Below are 16,681 nucleotides of genomic sequence, written 5' to 3'. Positions count from 1 at the left end.
GGTCTAGTCCAAATATGGTCGCTGTTCGCCCCCACCCCCCTCCCCTCGCCTCCCCGGGAGCGTCAATGACCACGTCCAGACGGCCTCGCCCGCTGCTCCGCGCCCTGCTGTCCTGCCTCACCGTCACCGGCCTGTCCGCCGGCCTCCTCGCCCTCGGCGGAGGTGACGCCCTCGCCGCCGGGACACAGCAGGCCCTCCCCGAGGTGAAGCCCCTGCCCAGCCACCTCTCCGCGCCGTACTTCGAGGCCTGGACCGGCGACAGCCCCGCCGCTCTCGCCGCCGCCTCCGGCAACAAGTACCTGACCATGGCCTTCCTCCAGACGGACAAGGCCGGTTCCTGCGACGCGTACTGGAACGGCGACACCACACAGCCGATCGCGAAGGACACCTTCGGCGCCGACATCGCCGCCCTCCAGTCCCGCGGCGGCGACGCGATCCCCTCCTTCGGCGGCTACGGCGCCGACACCACCGGCACCGAACTCGCCGACAGCTGCACCAGCGTCGACGCCATCGCCAAGGTCTACGAGAGCCTGGTGACGACGTACGGCATCAAGCGCATCGACCTCGACGTCGAGGCCGACTCCATCACCAACGCGGACGGGATCGACCGGCGCAACAAGGCCATCGCCCAGGTGGAGTCCTGGGCCCGGCGCACCCACCACTGCGTGCAGTTCTCGTACACGCTCCCCACCACCGCCACCGGCCTCGCCCCCAGCGGCGTCGCCCTCCTCCAGAACGCCGTCGACAACCACGCGCGCGTGGACGTCGTGAACATCATGACGTTCGACTACTGGGACGGGGCCACCCACGACATGGCCGCCGACACGAAGACGGCCGCCGACGGACTCGTCGCCCAACTCGCCGCCCTCTTCCCCGACAAGAGCACCGACGCGCTCTGGCACATGGTCGGCATCACCGAGATGCCCGGCATCGACGACTTCGGGCCCGAGGAGACCTTCACCACGCAGGACGCCGTGAAGGTCGAGCAGTGGGCCGAGGCCAAGGGCGTCAACACCCTCTCCTTCTGGGCGCTTCAGCGCGACAACGGCGGGTGCGTCGGGACCGCCGGTGCCAACTCCTGCTCCGGAATCGCCCAGGACACCTGGTACTTCAGCCACGCCTTCGAGCGGTTCAACCGCGGCTGAGCAACGCCTTGGAGGAGAGCGGGATCCGGGCTCTCGTCTCCCAGCCGGGGCCCGTCTCCCTCGGCCCCGCCCGCAGCTCGCCGCCCAGCGCCGTCACCCGCTCCCCCAGGCCCACCAGGCCGAAGCCGCCGCCGTGGGCCGCGGCGGGGAGCTGGGTGCCGCCGCGGCCGTCGTCCGTGACCGTCACCAGCAGACCGGCCGCCTCGGTTCGCAGTTCCACGGTGATCTCGGTGGCGTCGGCGGCATGGCGGCGTACGTTCGTCAGGGCTTCCTGGACGACGCGGAAGGCCGCCGCCTGGACCTCGTGGGGCAGGTCGTCGGAGACCGTCGGGGAGCGGTGCAGGGTCGCCTTCTGCTGCGGGGTCGCGAAGCCCTCGACCAGTTCCCCGATGCCGGCCAGGTCTCCGACCGGCCGGCGTTCGGTCTCTTCCGTGGTGTCCCGCAGGACCCCGACCGTGCGGCGCATCGAGGCCAACGCCTCGGTCGCGGCGCGTTCGACGCCCGCCAGGACCGGGTCGAGGTCGTCCGGCTGGGTCGTCGCCATCATGCGGGCCATCTGCGTCTGGACCAGGATGCCGGTGACGTGGTGGGCGACGAAGTCGTGCAGGTCGGCGGCGATCGCCAGGCGCTCCTCGCGGCGCGTGTCGGCCACGGCGACCGTGCGGCGGTAGTCGAGGGAGCGGAGGTAGGCGGCGAGGCCGGCCACCAGGCCGGTCAGGACCAGGCCCACGATGACGTACATCTGCGCGTCGTTGTCCGACCACAGCGTCCGGTAGAAGCGGAGCGGCGTGAGCAGCAGGGCCGCCGCGTCGAGCACCGCGCACACCACCGCCCAGCGCGGCGCGCAGTGCCGTACGGCCACGAAGAGCAGACACAGCAGTACGGCGATCTCGCCGGGGCCGAAGGGGGCGTCCCGGTGACGGACGTAGGCGGCCGCCGTGTAGAGCAGGGAGACGAGGGCGGGGGCCGTCGTGCGCAGGGGCGGGGTGAGCCAGGCGGGGCGGTACGCGGCCGGGCAGAGGACGGCCGTCAGGCCGAGGGCGAGGACGACCGCCGGACGCCAGACCGGGTAGTCCACGTCGCTCGCGATCAGTAGGTCCACGACGCACAGGGCCAGCAGGGCGCCCACGCCGGCGCCCCGGGCGACACCTCGCGGCCGGCTCGACTTCATGCACGTCACCGTATGCGCCGCGACCCGTGCCCGTATCGGCCGAAAGGTCGAGTCGGCGCGCCCCACCCGACTGCTACCTTCCCCGTCATGCCGGACAGCAGGTTCCTCGTCGGCGTCGTCGCCGGCGCGTCCGCCGTGCTGCTGCTCGGTGGTCTCGTCACGCGGCTGGCCTCCGGCACCGAGTCGACCACCGAGCTCAACCAGTACGACACCACGACCGTGGACGGTCACAAGGCGCTGAAGCCGAAGATCGTGGCCGGGCGGACGGAGGGCAAGTATCACCCGCTGCCCTGGGTCGGGGTGAAGGTGCAGGTGTCCTGCCCGACGGGGCTCAAGGCCGTCAGGGGTACGACCATGACCTGCATCGGCCGTAAGAACGACGGGACAACCCTGGACATCCCGGTGACCGTGATCAAAGCCACAGGGTCACACATCACCTGGAAGTTTCAACGCTGACCTGGGAGTTCGACCGCCGTGCGCACGGCGTGCGAAGAACCCACGCAGGAGCACCACACAGAGCCCACACAGTCTTTCGAATCCCTCGTTACCGTTGCTGGCCATTCGACCCTCGTGTCAGACAACCGTCAGGATTACAGCGGATGGACTACTGCTCCTCGTGCCGCCGGCACCTCAACGGCGCTCTGGTGTGCCCCGGTTGCGGTGCCTACGCCCCGGACATCGCGCCGATGGCTCCCGGCGGCCGTACCTCCCAGGCCCCCGCCGCGGCGGAGTTCTGGCCGGAACCGGAGGAGACCCCGGGCGCCGACGCGCCGTTCGACGACCCCGAGGGTGCGATACCGCTGTCCGAGGGGCGGGCCGCGCGGCGCCGGCAGAAGGCGCGGTGGAAGAAGAACCAGCGCCGGGCCGTGGTCGCGACCGCCGTCGCGCTCGTCGGCGGCGGGCTGACCGTCTCGGCGATGAACCGCGGCGGTTCGGGTCAGCACACCCAGGCGTCCTCGACGCCGGCGGACGTCACGAGCATGGGCGTCGCGGAGACGGCCGACCAGCAGACCAGCGTGGTCCCGTCGGCCGGCACGGGCAAGCACCGCAAGCCGGACACCACGTCCGACTCCGCCGCGAACGCCGGTACCTCGCACCGGAGTTCCTCCGCCACCCACACGGACTCGGCGCACACGCGGCCCTACACCGCGTCGACCCCGACGACGGCCGCCTCGACGTCCGCGCACCAGACCACCACGACGTCCGGCACGAGCACCGGCACGGACACCTCGGCGTCCACGTCGACCTCGTCGACGTCGACCGACACCTCGACGTCGAACTCGACCTCCACATCGGCGAGTTCGGGCTCCTCGGACTCCTCGGGGACGTCGAGCTCGTCGGGTTCGACCTCGAGCACCTCCGACTCGAGCTCCTCCACGGCGACGACGTCCCCGTCGGGGATCTGCCTGCTGGGCCTGGTCTGCGTGAGCTGACCGGTTACGTCAACCGCGGTTCCGTACGACGCAGTTGTACGGCGGTGATGGCCCGGACAACGAAGATCCCGGCCACCGCCGCTCCCACGACGGCCGCGTCGGAGACGACGGGAATCCATACGTCGTTGTAGGCAAGGTCGATGACCTGGTCCGTGTCGCCGCTGGACCAGTAGCCGACGCCGCCGAGAAGGCCGATCAGCCACAGGGCCCACCAGATGTTCACAGAGCGCGGCAGCCGCTCGCCGGGCGCGCTGTCCTGGTGAACCTGCGCGACGATACTGCGCGGGATCCAGAGGTTGGCGACGGGCAGCACCCAGGCGAGGTAGAGCCAGAGGCCGGAGTAGTGGGGCATGCTCCCGGACAGCTCACGCGCGTTGTCCCGCACCCGGTCCAGCCAGACCAGGAACGCGAACACGCACGCGACCCCCACGAACCCACCCGCCGCGCTCACCAAGTGGTACGAGTCCTCCAGCGAGGTCAGCGGCCGGTGCACGCCGCCGCCCTGGTCCGGCGGCCCGGAGGCCGGCTCACCGGCCACGGCCAGCCGGATCTCCCAGACGGCCCGCGCGGCCCAGGCGGCACCGGCGAGACCCAGGGTGGCGATGGCGATCCGAGCGGCGCCGCGGACGGGGCGCAGGGCCGGGGCGGAAGTGGCCGCCGCGGTGGGGGACGGTGTCGCTATGTGATCGTTCACCGGGGCATCTTCGCCGACGACGGTCCACCACCGCCAGATCGACATGCCGGGTCTCCAGCTCCGGACGGGGCCTTCACCCACCCTTCGCAGCCCGGCCCCGCACCGGCGTGCGGTGCGGACCCAACTCCGTGAGTACGTCGCCGAGTTGGGCGGCACTGAGAGCAGACGCCGGCAGCGGCTCCGGCGCGGGCCGCAACCCGTCCAGGAGCAGGGCGAGCGGTCGCCGCTGGGCATCCGGGACGGACGGATCCTTGATCGCACCCGGCACCGAACACGGAAGAACGCCGAGTAGGGGCCTTCGCCACCCACCCGGCGTTCATCATCCATCTCTCCCCATAGGTCAGTTGGAGAAGTAGATGTACTTCCAGCCCGTGTACGTCGTCGAGTTGACCGTGTCGCCGGACGAGCCGTTGATGTAGGCGGCCCGGACCCGGGCCTTGATGCCGGACTCGCCTGCTGCGCCCAGGCTGACGGCCGACTTGCCGTTCGTGCCGAGCGTGAAGTACTGCGGGCTGCCCTCGGTCGGGTACCACTGGCCCTGGTAGTAGACCTCCAGCTCGAGGCGCTGCTGGCGGCCGGGGTAGTACGTCATCGTCGTGGTGACGATCGGGGACGTGTTCTTGTGGAACCAGTAGTACGTGTGCGTGCCGATCTTGGCCGTCTTGTAGTGCTTGGTGACGGCCGTGGACACCTTCACCTTGGCGTAGGCCGTGGACTTGACCGTCTTGGGCTTGTAGCGGGAGTCGCCCTTGAAGACCGCCGTGACGTCGGTGTCACGGGTCATGTCGACCGTCGCGGAGAAGTTGCCGCTGGAGTTGACCGTGCCGCTCTTGATCAGCCTGTTGGGCTTGTCCGAGCCGAAGGGGTTGGCCCAGATCTCGACCTTGCGGTTCTTGTACGTCGTGCCGAGGTGCGCCGTGAACTTCACGTCGGCGCCGTACGAGTAGAGCTTCTTGTTGTTGTTCAGGGTGAGGGTCGTCGCGTTGCGGGAGACCTCGACCGCGTCGGAGCCGGAGGCGGCCGCGTGGGTCGCGTCGCCCGCGAAGGACACCTTGTACGTGACCTTGCCGCCGGCCGGCGGGGTGTCCGTGAAGGAGAAGCTGCCGTCCGCCTTGGTCTTGACCGCGGGCAGGGTCTTGCCATTCGGCGAGTCGAGGTCCGTGCGGGTCACGGTGAGGGCGGTACCCGCCGGCAGGGCCGTCCTGGACGTCAGCTTGCCCGTGACCGTGAGCTTCTTCGCCCGGTCCGCCTTCGCAGGCGCCGACACCTTGACGGTGGGCAGTTCCTTGGTGGGGTCGGTCAGGGCGCGCAGGGTGAAGACGCCGAGGTTGTTCTCGGACACGGCGAACACACGGCTGTCGTCCGGCGCCCAGGCCAGCGCACCGGCCACGAGGGTGTCGGAGCCGCTGCTGGTACCGGTGTTGGGGAAGTCGTACTCGCGCACCGGCTTCTGGTCGCCGGGCTTGTAGATGTGGACGTCCGGGTCGTACCAGGAGTCGCTGCCGCCCGCCACGGCCCCGTCCGGCGCGACCCGCACGGCGTTCGGGTACGCGTCGATCGGGTAACCCGTCTCCTTGCTCAGGTCGGTGGCCGAGTACTCGCCGATCCCGTAGCCGGTGCCCGGGTCGCCCCACGAGGTGAGGACGTGCTTGCCGTCGGGCGTGAGGTCGAGCTGGCTCGTGCTGGTGTCCATGCTGCCCTTGGTCCGCAGCGTGGCCCCGTCGGCCGTGACGTCGTACACCGCGAGGTCGCCGCCGTTGCCGGCCACGAGGACACCCGGTACGGCCGGGTCGGAGGCGAGGAAGGTCCCGTAGGAGCCGGAGAAGTCGACGTCCCCGCGCTGGGCGAGATGGACGACGGGCTCGGCGCCGGAGATGTCCAGCGAGCCGAAGTCGGTGGCGGTGGAGAACCAGATCCGGCCGTCCACGATCTCCAGGTCGCTCGGCGCGGTCGTGCCCAGCGTGTAGCTCGTCGTCGGCGTGGCCGTCTGCGTGTCGATCGCGACGATCCGCTGGTCGTTCTTGACGGCCGCGTACACCGTGCTCGAGTCCGCCGACAGCGCCAGGCCGGTCACCCCGGGCTCGTTGGGAAGCGTCGCCCGGACAGTGCCCGAGTAGTCGGCGACGACGATCTTGCCGCTGTTCGGGTCGGAGACGTAGACCCGCTTGTGGACGCCGTCCACGACCATGTCGCCGACGGACTTCACCGGCAGGACCTTGGCGGAGTCGGCCGAGGCCGTGCCCGCCGTGCCGACGGCGAGCGCCGCCGAACCGAAGAGGACCGCGAGCGCCGTCGCGGTCGAGATGCTGCGCCTGCGCACAGTACTGATACCCCCACGAAGAAACCCGGCGGATGGCCGGGTGGTACACGAGTGCGCCGCGCAACGCCCGGACGTGACCGCCGTACGGCGGTGACGCGCGGGGCGCGGCTGCCCGGGCAGCCTATGTCATGTCTGTGACAGTTGTGAAAGGGGTTTCACATCCGGCAAGGAGGGGCGAGCCGGTGGCTCACTCGCCGTCGGCGTCGTCCCGCGGCAGCACGGTCACCCGGTGGAAGTTGCACACGGCCGCCGGCAGCATGTCGGCGGCCGGCGTGCCGCCCTGGTGCGCATGGGCCTTGAGGGCGACGCTGACCAGGCCGAGCAGCAGATCGACGTCGGCGTCGCAATCGAGGTGGACGGTGACCCAGCGGGAGCCCGGGACCAGACGGATCGCGGTCGACTCGGCGAAGTCGTAGTGCAGCCGCTGGATCGCGCGGGCGGTGAGGTGCAGGTCCACGTCCCGCTCGGAGTGGAAGTGCACGATCTCGTCCCCGACGGAACGCAAGGCCCGCCCCGTGCCGCAGCCGGCCTCGCACGGGGTGAGGTCGGGCCACGCCGCGAGCCGCTCCATGGCCTTCTGCGCCGGTGTCATGTGCCCATGGTGCGGTGCTCACCGCGGGGACACCAGGGATTGAGACATCCGTAACCCTCAAGAGACTCGGCGCGGCATACCGAACGGCAGTTCTCCACAGCAGCCCCACTGAAGTGACATGGATCGTTCACGCATCATCCATATCACGCGCCTCGGAACGACAGGATCCGGCCATTGACTCTCCCCGCTCGCCCCGATCACGGGGCGACTTGGGGAGAACCGTTTCCTTGGGGGGCCCGCAGTGGTGTCCGCAGTGGAGGCTTCCGGCGAACCGGAACCTGACAGACCCGAGTTCCGAAGGCCCTACGCGGCCCGCGGACTCGGCGACCGGATCTTCCGGTACCAGCTGACGGCCACCGGGGTCGTCGTCCTCGGCATCATGGCGGCGGTCGGCCTGTTCCTGCTGCTGAGAGCCGGTCAGGCGCTGGACGCCCGGGGGTGGAGGTTCCTCACCACCGCCGTCTGGCAGCCGGACGTCCACAACTTCGGCATCGCCGCGGTCCTCACCGGTACTCTCCTCATCGCCGCCGTAGCGGTGACGATCTCAGTACCACTGGCGGTCGGCACCGCCCTGTTCATCTCCGACGTCGCCCCGCGCCGGCTGCGCCACACCCTGGTCACGATGGTCGACCTGATGGCGGCCGTGCCCTCGGTGGTCTACGGCCTGTGGGGGCTGTTCTTCCTCCAGCAGCACGTCATCGGGCTCTCGCGCTGGCTGTCCGACTGGCTCGGCTGGATCCCGCTGTTCACGGTGGACGGCGCCCAGCCCGGCCAACCGCTCGCCTCGGACAGCGTCTACACCGCCTCCACCTTCGTCGCCGGGATCGTCGTCGCCCTGATGGTCGCGCCGATCCAGTGCTCGGTGATGCGCGAGGTCTTCGCCCAGGCACCGGCCGGCGAACGCGAGGGCGCCTACGCGCTCGGCGCGACCCGCTGGGGGATGATCCGCGCGGTCGTCCTGCCGTACGGCAAGGGCGGCATCATCGGCGGCACGATGCTCGGTCTCGGCCGGGCCCTCGGCGAGACGATCGCCGTCTATCTGATCATCTCTCCCGTCTTCACCATCCAGCCGCACATCCTGCAGACCGGCTCGAACTCGGTCTCCTCACTCATCGCCCTGCACTACGGCGATGCCTCCACCTTCGGCATGTCGGCGCTGATGGCCGCGGGCCTGGCGCTGTTCCTGCTCACCCTGGCGGTCAACTTCACCGCCTCCTCCATCGTGGCCCGTTCCCGGTCCGGCGCGCAGAGCGAGGCCTGAGATGACCGTCGTAGAAGAGATCACGCCGGTGGCCGAGACTGCCGCCACCGCCGGCGCTCCCGCCGAACTCCCCGACCGACCGCGCCGGATCGGCGGACTCAGCCGCTCCGGCGTGCTGTCCCTGTGCGGCGCCGCGGTCTCCGGCCTCTGCGTGGCGGTACTGCTCTTCGGCGAACTCGCCCCGTTCTCCGGCGCGTTGGGCTTCACCGTCACCGCCTACACCGCCTTCCTCACCGTCTACGCCGTGCTGACCGGCCTGGAGGAGGACGGTCAGGCCGTACGGGACCGGGTGATGACGGTCGTGCTGTGGACGGCGGCCGGACTGCTGTTCTCCGCCCTCGTCCTGGTCGTCGGCTTCACGGCCTGGCGGGGCCGGGAGGCGCTCCCGCACGGCAACTTCTTCACCCAGGACATGCAGGCGGCGGGCCCGCTCGACCCGCTCACCAACGGCGGTGTCGCCCACGCGATGCTCGGCTCGCTCATCATGATCACGATCGCCCTCGCGATCACGGTCCCCCTGGGCCTGGCCTGCGCGGTCTACCTCAACCAGATCCCCGGCCGCTTCTCCCGCTTCGTCCGCACGATCGTCGAGGCGATGACCGCGCTGCCCTCGATCGTCGCCGGTCTGATGGTGTACGCGGTCTGGATCCTCGGCCTCGGCATGCAGAAGTCGGGCCTCGCGGCCGGCTTCGCGATCAGCGTGATGATGCTGCCGATCGTGATCCGGGCGGCGGACGTCGTACTCCGCCTCGTCCCCGGCACATTGACCGAGGCGGCCGAAGCACTGGGCGCCCCGCGCTGGCGGACCGTCTGGCACGTGGTCCTCCCGACAGCACGCTCGGGCCTGGCCACGGCCGTCATCCTCGGCACGGCCCGAGGCATCGGCGAGACGTCCCCGGTCCTGCTCACGGCAGGCTTCACGGCAGCCCTCAACGCCGACCCGACCAGCGGCCCGATGATCTCCCTCCCCCTCGCCGTCTTCAACTTCGTCAAGTCCCCCGAGCCGACGATGATCGCCCGCGGCTTCGGAGCGGCGACGGTCCTCATGGCGCTCGTACTGATCCTGTTCGCCATCGCACGAGTGATCGGCGGCAGGGGCCCGGGCCACCAGAACAAGCGCCAGGCGCGCAAGGCAGCACGGGCGTCGATGCGGGACGCGGAGCGCTTCGCAGAACTCCACGCGCCGGGGCTGGAGCTGTTCGAGACCGGTTCCTCCGAAGACGCCGAGCAGCCCGACGCCCCAGGGGGTGCCAGGCCGCATCGAGCAGCGGCTCCGCCGCGGGGCGCGACAAGCCCCCACACACCCGCTCCCGACCACGAGACCGAAAGCGACCCTCACTGATGTCCAGCCTCGCCATGAACGCCCTACGCCGGCTGGGCATCCTGGCCGCACTCATAGCCATACTCACCTCAGCCACCCCCGCACAGGCCGACTCCTACACCCCCATCGCCGGCGCAGGCTCCACCTGGGCCGAGAACGCCGTCGACGAATGGCGCCGCGCGGTCAACCAGTACGGCATGCGCATCAGCTACGCCGGCACCGGCTCCTCCGACGGCCGCCGCCAGTTCCTCTCCGGCACCGTGGACTTCGCGGTCTCCGACATCCCGTTCCAGACCCACCCCACCGACGGCAGCGCGGCCGAACGCCCCGGCGCCGGCTCCTACGCCTATATGCCGATCGTGGCCGGCGGCACCGTCTTCATGTACCACCTGACCGTCAACGGCAAGCGGGTCACCAACCTCCGCCTCTCCGGCGACAACGTCACCAAGATCTTCACCGGCGCCATCAAGACCTGGGACGACCCGGCGATCAAGGCCGACAACCCCGGCCTCCAGCTCCCGCACCGCCCGGTCGTCCCCGTAGTCCGCTCCGACGGCTCCGGCTCCACCGCCCAGTTCACGATGTGGATGGCCAACCAGCACAAGGCGCTGTGGCAGGCGTACTGCAACAAGGTCGGCCGTTCCGGCGCCTGCGGCCAGACGTCGTACTACCCGACCGTCTCCGGCATGATCGCCCAGTCCGGCGACCTCGGCGTCGCGGGCTACGTCGCCCAGAACTACGGCGAGGGCGCGATCGGTTACGTCAACTACTCCTACGCCCTCAACGCGCACTATCCGGTCGCCAAGGTCCTCAACCACGCCGGCTACTACACCGAGCCGACCCCGCAGAACGTGGCGGTCTCCCTCCTCAAGGCGAAGATCAACACCAACAAGAACTCGCCGGACTACCTCACCCAGCAGCTCGACGGTGTCTACACGGACAGCGACCGCCGCAACTACCCGCTCTCCAGCTACTCGTACATGATCCTGCCGCTGAAGGTGCAGGGCACCTTCACCAAGGCCAAGGGCAAGACGCTGGGCGCGTTCTCCTACTACTTCATGTGCCAGGGCCAGCAACAAGCACCCGACCTCGGTTACTCCCCCCTGCCCATCAACCTCGTACGGGCAGGCTTCGACCAGATCCGCCGGATCCCGGGCGTGCAGACGCAGAACATCAACATCAAGGGCTGCAACAACCCGACCTTCACCACCGGCGGCCGCAACAAGCTGGCGGAGACGGCCCCTTACCCCGCGGCCTGCGACAAGCAGGGCGCCGCGCCCTGCACATCGGGCAGCGGCGGCGCCAAGTCGGGCAGCGGAAGCGGCGGTACGGGCGGCAGCGGCACGGGCGGTACGACGGGCGGCTCCTCCGGCGGCTCGGCAAACGGCGGTACCGGAGGCGCGGGGACGGCAGCGGGCACCGGAGCCGGCAGCGCCCAGCCGTCCATCGACCCCGACACCGGCCAGACCATCGCCGCCGACGGCACCACAGCCGGTGGTACGACCGCGGGCGGCACCGTGGCCCTCGCCCAGCCGGTCGCGGTGGCCGGCCAGAGCGGCTGGACGACCACCCAGACGCTGATGGTGCTGGCCGCGTTCCTGGTCCTGGGCCTCATCCTCCTCCCTTCCCTCCTCTCCCGGCTGATCGGCGCCCACAACAACCGTTCCTCGGAGGGGAGTTCACGATGACCCGCGTACGAAGACTGCTGCTGCGGATGGTCGCCGGGGCCACCGTCGGCGCACTGGCCGGCTTCGCGGTCGCCCAGTCCGCCCCACCCGCGACGGCCGACACCGGCTCCACCGTCACCGTGTCCGGACGCGGCGAATTCAAGAACACGAAATTCACGGTCAGCCAGACGACCCACCTCACCAGCCAGGCGATCACCGTCTCCTGGACCGGAGGCCAGGCGACCACCTTCGCGGGCACCCTGTTCGACACCGACTTCGTGCAGATCATGCAGTGCTGGGGCGACGACGACGGCACGGTCCCGGCCAACCCCGGCCCGCCGCGCACCCAGTGCCAGTACGGGGCCTCCCCGACCACCGACCGGGGCAGTTGGCCGGGCAACGACTACGACGACACCCGCAGGGTCTTCTACAACGCGGATCCCACCAACTACGGCCAGGACAACCGCTACGGGGCCACCAACCCCAACGCACCGGGCGAGGTCCCCTTCAAGCCGGTCAGCGGCGCCACGATCACCTCCAACACCCAGAACAACCCGTACTTCAACCGCAACACCACCAACGAGGTCGACTTCGCCCGCACCGGCGCCGACGGCAACGGCACGGAGAACTTCGAGGTGCAGACGGCCAACGAGGCCCCGCACCTGGGCTGCGGTCTCCCGGTCAGGACCGACCACACCACCAAGCCCCGCTCCTGCTGGCTGGTGATCGTCCCCCAGGGCCACCTGGACCTGGACGGCAAGCCGTACGCCGACCACAGCCAGGTCAACGCGGGCTCCCCGGTCTCCTCCACCAACTGGAAGAACCGCATAGCGGTCCCCCTCCACTTCAACCCGGTCGGCACCAACTGCGCTCTGGGCTCCGAGGAACGCGCCACCACCGGCAGCGAGTTGGCGGCCGACGCGATGACCAGCTGGCAGACCGCCCTGTGCCCGACCGGCAAGGTCTACGGCTACACCGAACTCGGCGAGCCCGACACCCGAGCCCGCCTCAGCAACGACGGCGCCTCAGGCCTGGCTTTCACCACAAGGCCGTTGGGCGCTGACGCAGGCACGACAGCGCCAACCGACAAGACCCTCTACGCACCAACTGCCCTCTCGGGCACCGTCATCGGCTTCAACATCGAACGCAGACCCAGGGCCGACGCCTCCGAAGCCACGCGAAGACTCGCCGGAAGCAGGGTCACGTCCATCAACCTCAACCCCCGGCTGGTGGCCAAACTTCTCACCGAGTCCTACCGCAACTCCCCCTGGGGAGCGGTCACCGGCTCCACGGTCGCCAAGGGCTACGGCTGGGCGAAGAACAACCCGGCCGGCCTCGCCAGTGACCCCGAATTCATCGCGCTCAACCCCGAGTTCGCCGAACTCTCGGTGGCCGAGACACCGGCCACCGACACCGACCTGCTCACCTCACTCGGTCACAGCGACTCGGCCCGAGCCGTCTGGCAGTGGATAGTCGCCGACAAGGAGGCCCGCAACTTCCTGGCGGGGGTCTCCGACGACTGGGGCACGCGGGTCAACCCGTACTTCAGCACCAACAAGGACCTCAACCCCACAGGCTTCGCCTTCGACCCATCCAGCACAGACACCTACCCGAAGAGCGACCCCTGGTGCACGATCCCACCGGGCACAGGCGCCACCGACAAGCAATGCATGATCGACTTCCACCCGTACGTGCCGGACATGCACGCCGGCGCCCTGCACACCCTGCGTGCCGACAGCCTGTGGAAGGCGACCTGGGACCCGCTGTCCAGCCCGCCCGCCTACAAGAACCCGGGCCCCCAGACAGTCGGTTCCCGCTTCATGATCACCATCACCGACGCGGCCTCCGCGGTCCGCTACGGCCTGCACACAGCCCGCCTCCTCAACACAGCCGGCAGATACATCGCCCCCACCAACACCTCCCTGACCGCCGCCGCGGCAAGCGCGTCCGGCACCGGGGCCCCCGAGATCACCCCGTCCAAGGCAACGGCCAAGACCGCCTACCCCCTGGCCCAACTGGTCTACGCCGCCGTCCGCCCCGCGGGGCTCGACGCGGCGGCCCGCAAGGACTACGCGGCCCTGCTCCACTACGCGGCCGGCACCGGCCAGATCAACGGCGCCGACCCGGGCCGCCTCCCCGCCGGATACGCCCCGCTCTCCACCCAACTCCGCGCACGCACCACCCACGCGGCCGACGCACTGCTCCACTACAAGGGCGGCTCGTCCGGCACCGGTTCCGGCGACTCCGGGAGCAGCTCCACCAACTCCGGCACGGGCAGCACGGCCGGCGACACCTCAGACGGCACGACGGCCGACGACGCCACCACGCCGACCGACACCCCGAGCACCGCCACCACACCCACCACCGCACCCTCGTACGACGGCGGCAAGGCCCTCCAGACCACAGCCTCAGGCACCACCCCGGCCGACCCCACGAACCCCCTCCACTACGCCGTCCCACTCGGCGCAGCCCTCGGCGCCGCGGCCGGCGTGGGCGCGCCCTTCGCGGGCGGAAGCCGATTCCGACTCCCGCTCCGAGTGCCCTTGCCGGGCGGCCGCACGGTGACGCTCGTACCGCGACTCCCCCTCCCGCCGCGACTGCGCAAGCTGCTGCCGCCGGGCCGGAGGTGAGCGCCGTGTCACCAAACACGCTGGTCGCGCAGTTCCCCGCGCCCCTTACGGGCATACACGCAGGCGGCGTTGTGATGGGGCCGCAAGCCGCCCGCGGCGAGAAGCCCGGACGACGGTGGGCGGCCGCAGCCGCGTACGGCGGAAAGGGGCCGGCGCGGGGGGTGTCCGCCCGCAGCGGCGGGCGTCCATCACCGCGCACCCCATAAGGACACAGCACCGCCCGACCGAGGACGGACACCCCCCGCCCCGGCCCCGACCCACAACACACCGCAGGCGCTACGCCAGCCCCCACCCACCCCGCACAGGCGCCGCAGGCATCAGGGGCGCAACCACCCACCCACCCTCCCACCCACAGACAGCCGCCCGCCCCGAAAGGCAGTCGGGGCGGACGGCCCGCACCACCCTCCCAGATCCACTCCACTCCTTCGCACAGTCACGGAGACTCTCCATGCGCGCTACGCGCTACACGGCAACGCTGGTCGCCGCCGCCGTGGTCGCCGGCGGCCTCGCTCTGTCGAGCCCGGCATACGCCGACCCCACCCCCGCCGGAACCTTCCGCCAGCTCGTCGGGGTGGGCTCCGACACCACCCAGGACGTCCTCAACGCCCTCGCCGGCGACACCGTCAACGGCACGAGCTACGCCACCACCGCCGTGAAGTCGGCGACCGGCGCCCGCCTCGCCTCCTACGACGCGATCGGCTCCACCACCATCCAGACCCGCGCAGACGGCGCCGCCTTCACCCGCCCCAACGGCTCCGGCCCCGGCCGCCAGGCTCTCAGCGCCTCCCTCACCGGCGACAAGTTCCCGAACGGCGAGGGCGTCGCCATCAAGGGCCAGGTCGATTTCGCCCGCTCCTCCGGCGGCCCCAGCGTCTCCGGCAGCGCCCTCACCTACATCCCGTTCGCCCGGGACGCGGTCGGCGTCGCGGTCCGCGGCTCCGGCCTCGACACCCTGACCGTCGCCCAGTTGCACGACGTGTACCAGGCCGGCAGCGACCACAAGCTCAACGGCCAGACCCTGCACCCGGTCCTCCCGCAGAGCGGCTCCGGCACCCGCAAGTTCTTCCTCGCGGCGATCGGCCTGGCCGAGAACACGGTCGACACCAGCCTGCCGACCGTCCAGGAGAACCAGGCGAACGCCGCGCTCACCGAGGACGGCACCCTCGTCCCGTTCTCCGTGGGCAGCTGGATCGCCCAGAACAACGGCGTGGCCCCCGACTACAGCAAGACCGCGGTCGCGGCCGGCGCCCACCTGGCGAGCGTCCAGCTCCCCGGCGACACCGGCGCCACCAGCCCGGTGACCACGGTCAACGGCGAACTCGCCCCGGTGAACGCCTACTACGAGAACTCCACCTTCGGCCGCGACGTCTACAACGTCGTCCCGACCCGGGCGATCGACCCGACCGGCGTCTTCTTCGACAAGGACCTCTACGACGTCTTCGTCACCAGCGGCAGCCACACGGCCGTCCTGGCCTCGGACGACGCCGAGAAGGTCATCGCCGACTTCGGCTTCGTGAACGAGTCCTACAACGGCTCCGTCAACCTGGCCCGGCACGCCAAGCAGGGCGGCCTGGAGAACTCGGGCGCCGACCTGCACACGCCGGGCGCGGCCGGCCTCAAGGCCACCCCGGGCGACAAGAGCGTCAAGCTGGCCTGGACCGCGCCCACCCCCGCCCCGGCCAACGCGGTCACCGACTACCGCGTCACGCTGACCGGCCCGGACGGCGGAGTCGTCGCCACCAAGGACGTCCCGGCCACCACCACCTCGTACAGCTTCACGAACCTGGCCCTGGGTACATACACCGCGACCGTGACCGCCGCGAACGTCAACGGCCTCGGTACGGACGCGAGTTGGACCGGCGCGGTCAAGTACGGCAGCACCACCACCGCCTCCGCCCCCACCACCCCCTACGGCAAGGCCCCGAAGGTCTCCGTGACCGTCACCGGCAGCCACGGTGTCACCCCCACCGGCAAGGTCACCGTCAAGGAGGGCTCCACGGTCCTCGGCACCGGCACCCTGGACAGCTCCGGCAAGGTCACCGTGGCCCTGTCGAACCACCTCAAGGTCGCCACGCACACGCTGACCGTCTCCTACCCGGGCGCCGCGAAGCTGTACGCGTCCTCGGCGACGGCCACCCTGAAGGTCACCAAGGCGACCCCGTCCATCAGCTCCACCGCGCCCGCCACGATCAGCCACACCGCCCACGCCAAGGTCACCGTGAAGGTCACCACGACCGGCACCACCCCGGGCGGCACGGTGAAGATCTACGAGGGCTCCAAGGTCCTCGCCACCGGCACCCTGAGCGGCGGCAAGGTGACCATCACTCTGCCGAAGCTGAGCAAGGGCAAGCACACCCTGCACGCCACGTACACGGGCTCGTCGACGGTCAGCGCCAAGACCGGCGCCAACTTCTCGATCAAGTCCACCTGATCCCGGCGGCCGGGGA

12 protein-coding genes are annotated in these 16,681 nt (G+C 70.5%); 8 read left to right on the top strand and 4 right to left on the bottom strand.

Annotated elements, in window-relative coordinates; genetic code table 11:
* The first annotated feature begins 65 nt into the window (after positions 1-65).
* Positions 66-1,145 carry a chitinase gene (locus tag ACWC09_RS03760; protein WP_450848141.1) on the top strand — a complete coding sequence of 360 codons (1,080 nt, stop codon included), beginning with the start codon at positions 66-68 and terminating at the stop codon, positions 1,143-1,145.
* On the opposite strand, the gene ACWC09_RS03755 is transcribed toward ACWC09_RS03760, so the two are convergent.
* The gene (locus tag ACWC09_RS03755) at positions 1,132-2,316 is read right to left on the bottom strand and encodes a sensor histidine kinase (protein WP_450848140.1); all 1,185 of its coding nucleotides are present in this window, start codon (positions 2,314-2,316) and stop codon (positions 1,132-1,134) included. The two genes, ACWC09_RS03760 and ACWC09_RS03755, sit on opposite strands and share 14 nt — an antisense overlap.
* A gap of 87 nt (positions 2,317-2,403) precedes the next feature.
* Between ACWC09_RS03755 and ACWC09_RS03750 the strand changes: the two genes are divergently transcribed.
* Complete coding sequence (locus tag ACWC09_RS03750; RefSeq protein ID WP_450848139.1) at positions 2,404-2,772, top strand: hypothetical protein; 369 nt, start codon at positions 2,404-2,406, stop codon at positions 2,770-2,772.
* A 143-nt stretch (positions 2,773-2,915) separates the two neighbouring features.
* Positions 2,916-3,749, top strand: a complete 834-nt coding sequence (locus ACWC09_RS03745) for an SCO2400 family protein (RefSeq protein WP_450848137.1) — start codon at positions 2,916-2,918, stop codon at positions 3,747-3,749.
* A 4-nt stretch (positions 3,750-3,753) separates the two neighbouring features.
* Here ACWC09_RS03745 and ACWC09_RS03740 read toward each other — a convergent pair whose 3' ends face one another.
* The 3 genes from ACWC09_RS03740 to ACWC09_RS03730 form a co-directional block, all read right to left on the bottom strand.
* On the bottom strand, positions 3,754-4,488 hold the full coding sequence (locus ACWC09_RS03740; RefSeq protein ID WP_450848136.1) for a DUF4328 domain-containing protein: 735 nt from the start codon (positions 4,486-4,488) through the stop codon (positions 3,754-3,756).
* A gap of 295 nt (positions 4,489-4,783) precedes the next feature.
* Entirely contained in the window at positions 4,784-6,763 is a 1,980-nt protein-coding gene (locus tag ACWC09_RS03735; RefSeq protein ID WP_450848134.1) for a YncE family protein, read from the bottom strand.
* A gap of 187 nt (positions 6,764-6,950) precedes the next feature.
* Positions 6,951-7,355 carry a luciferase domain-containing protein gene (locus ACWC09_RS03730; RefSeq protein WP_450848133.1) on the bottom strand — a complete coding sequence of 135 codons (405 nt, stop codon included), beginning with the start codon at positions 7,353-7,355 and terminating at the stop codon, positions 6,951-6,953.
* 244 nt (positions 7,356-7,599) lie between these two features.
* On the opposite strand from ACWC09_RS03730, the gene pstC reads away from it, so the two are divergent.
* From pstC to ACWC09_RS03705, 5 genes are all read left to right on the top strand, one after another.
* Positions 7,600-8,616 carry a phosphate ABC transporter permease subunit PstC gene (gene pstC / locus ACWC09_RS03725; protein WP_450848131.1) on the top strand — a complete coding sequence of 339 codons (1,017 nt, stop codon included), beginning with the start codon at positions 7,600-7,602 and terminating at the stop codon, positions 8,614-8,616.
* 1 nt (position 8,617) lies between these two features.
* On the top strand, positions 8,618-9,958 hold the full coding sequence (gene pstA / locus ACWC09_RS03720; RefSeq protein WP_450848129.1) for a phosphate ABC transporter permease PstA: 1,341 nt from the start codon (positions 8,618-8,620) through the stop codon (positions 9,956-9,958).
* A gap of 14 nt (positions 9,959-9,972) precedes the next feature.
* On the top strand, positions 9,973-11,625 hold the full coding sequence (locus tag ACWC09_RS03715) for a phosphate ABC transporter substrate-binding protein PstS (protein ID WP_450848127.1): 1,653 nt from the start codon (positions 9,973-9,975) through the stop codon (positions 11,623-11,625).
* Positions 11,622-14,234: a hypothetical protein gene (locus ACWC09_RS03710; protein WP_450848126.1), complete on the top strand. Its 2,613-nt coding sequence runs from the start codon at positions 11,622-11,624 to the stop codon at positions 14,232-14,234. Before ACWC09_RS03715 ends, ACWC09_RS03710 begins: the two co-directional genes overlap by 4 nt.
* Before the next feature lie 448 nt (positions 14,235-14,682).
* Positions 14,683-16,665, top strand: a complete 1,983-nt coding sequence (locus ACWC09_RS03705; RefSeq protein WP_450848124.1) for an Ig-like domain repeat protein — start codon at positions 14,683-14,685, stop codon at positions 16,663-16,665.
* Positions 16,666-16,681 lie beyond the last annotated feature (16 nt).

It is taken from the genome of Streptomyces sp. NPDC001617, from assembly GCF_053596855.1.
This window is presented reverse-complemented; position numbering and strand designations above follow the sequence as displayed.

Coding starts and splice junctions, on each gene's coding strand:
- ACWC09_RS03760 (WP_450848141.1), top strand. CDS start 66: ATGACCACGTCCAGACGGCCTCGCCCGCTGCTCCGCGCCCTGCTGTCC.
- ACWC09_RS03755 (WP_450848140.1), bottom strand. CDS start 2,316: ATGAAGTCGAGCCGGCCGCGAGGTGTCGCCCGGGGCGCCGGCGTGGGC.
- ACWC09_RS03750 (WP_450848139.1), top strand. CDS start 2,404: ATGCCGGACAGCAGGTTCCTCGTCGGCGTCGTCGCCGGCGCGTCCGCC.
- ACWC09_RS03745 (WP_450848137.1), top strand. CDS start 2,916: ATGGACTACTGCTCCTCGTGCCGCCGGCACCTCAACGGCGCTCTGGTG.
- ACWC09_RS03740 (WP_450848136.1), bottom strand. CDS start 4,488: ATGTCGATCTGGCGGTGGTGGACCGTCGTCGGCGAAGATGCCCCGGTG.
- ACWC09_RS03730 (WP_450848133.1), bottom strand. CDS start 7,355: ATGACACCGGCGCAGAAGGCCATGGAGCGGCTCGCGGCGTGGCCCGAC.
- pstA (WP_450848129.1), top strand. CDS start 8,618: ATGACCGTCGTAGAAGAGATCACGCCGGTGGCCGAGACTGCCGCCACC.
- ACWC09_RS03715 (WP_450848127.1), top strand. CDS start 9,973: ATGAACGCCCTACGCCGGCTGGGCATCCTGGCCGCACTCATAGCCATA.
- ACWC09_RS03710 (WP_450848126.1), top strand. CDS start 11,622: ATGACCCGCGTACGAAGACTGCTGCTGCGGATGGTCGCCGGGGCCACC.
- ACWC09_RS03705 (WP_450848124.1), top strand. CDS start 14,683: ATGCGCGCTACGCGCTACACGGCAACGCTGGTCGCCGCCGCCGTGGTC.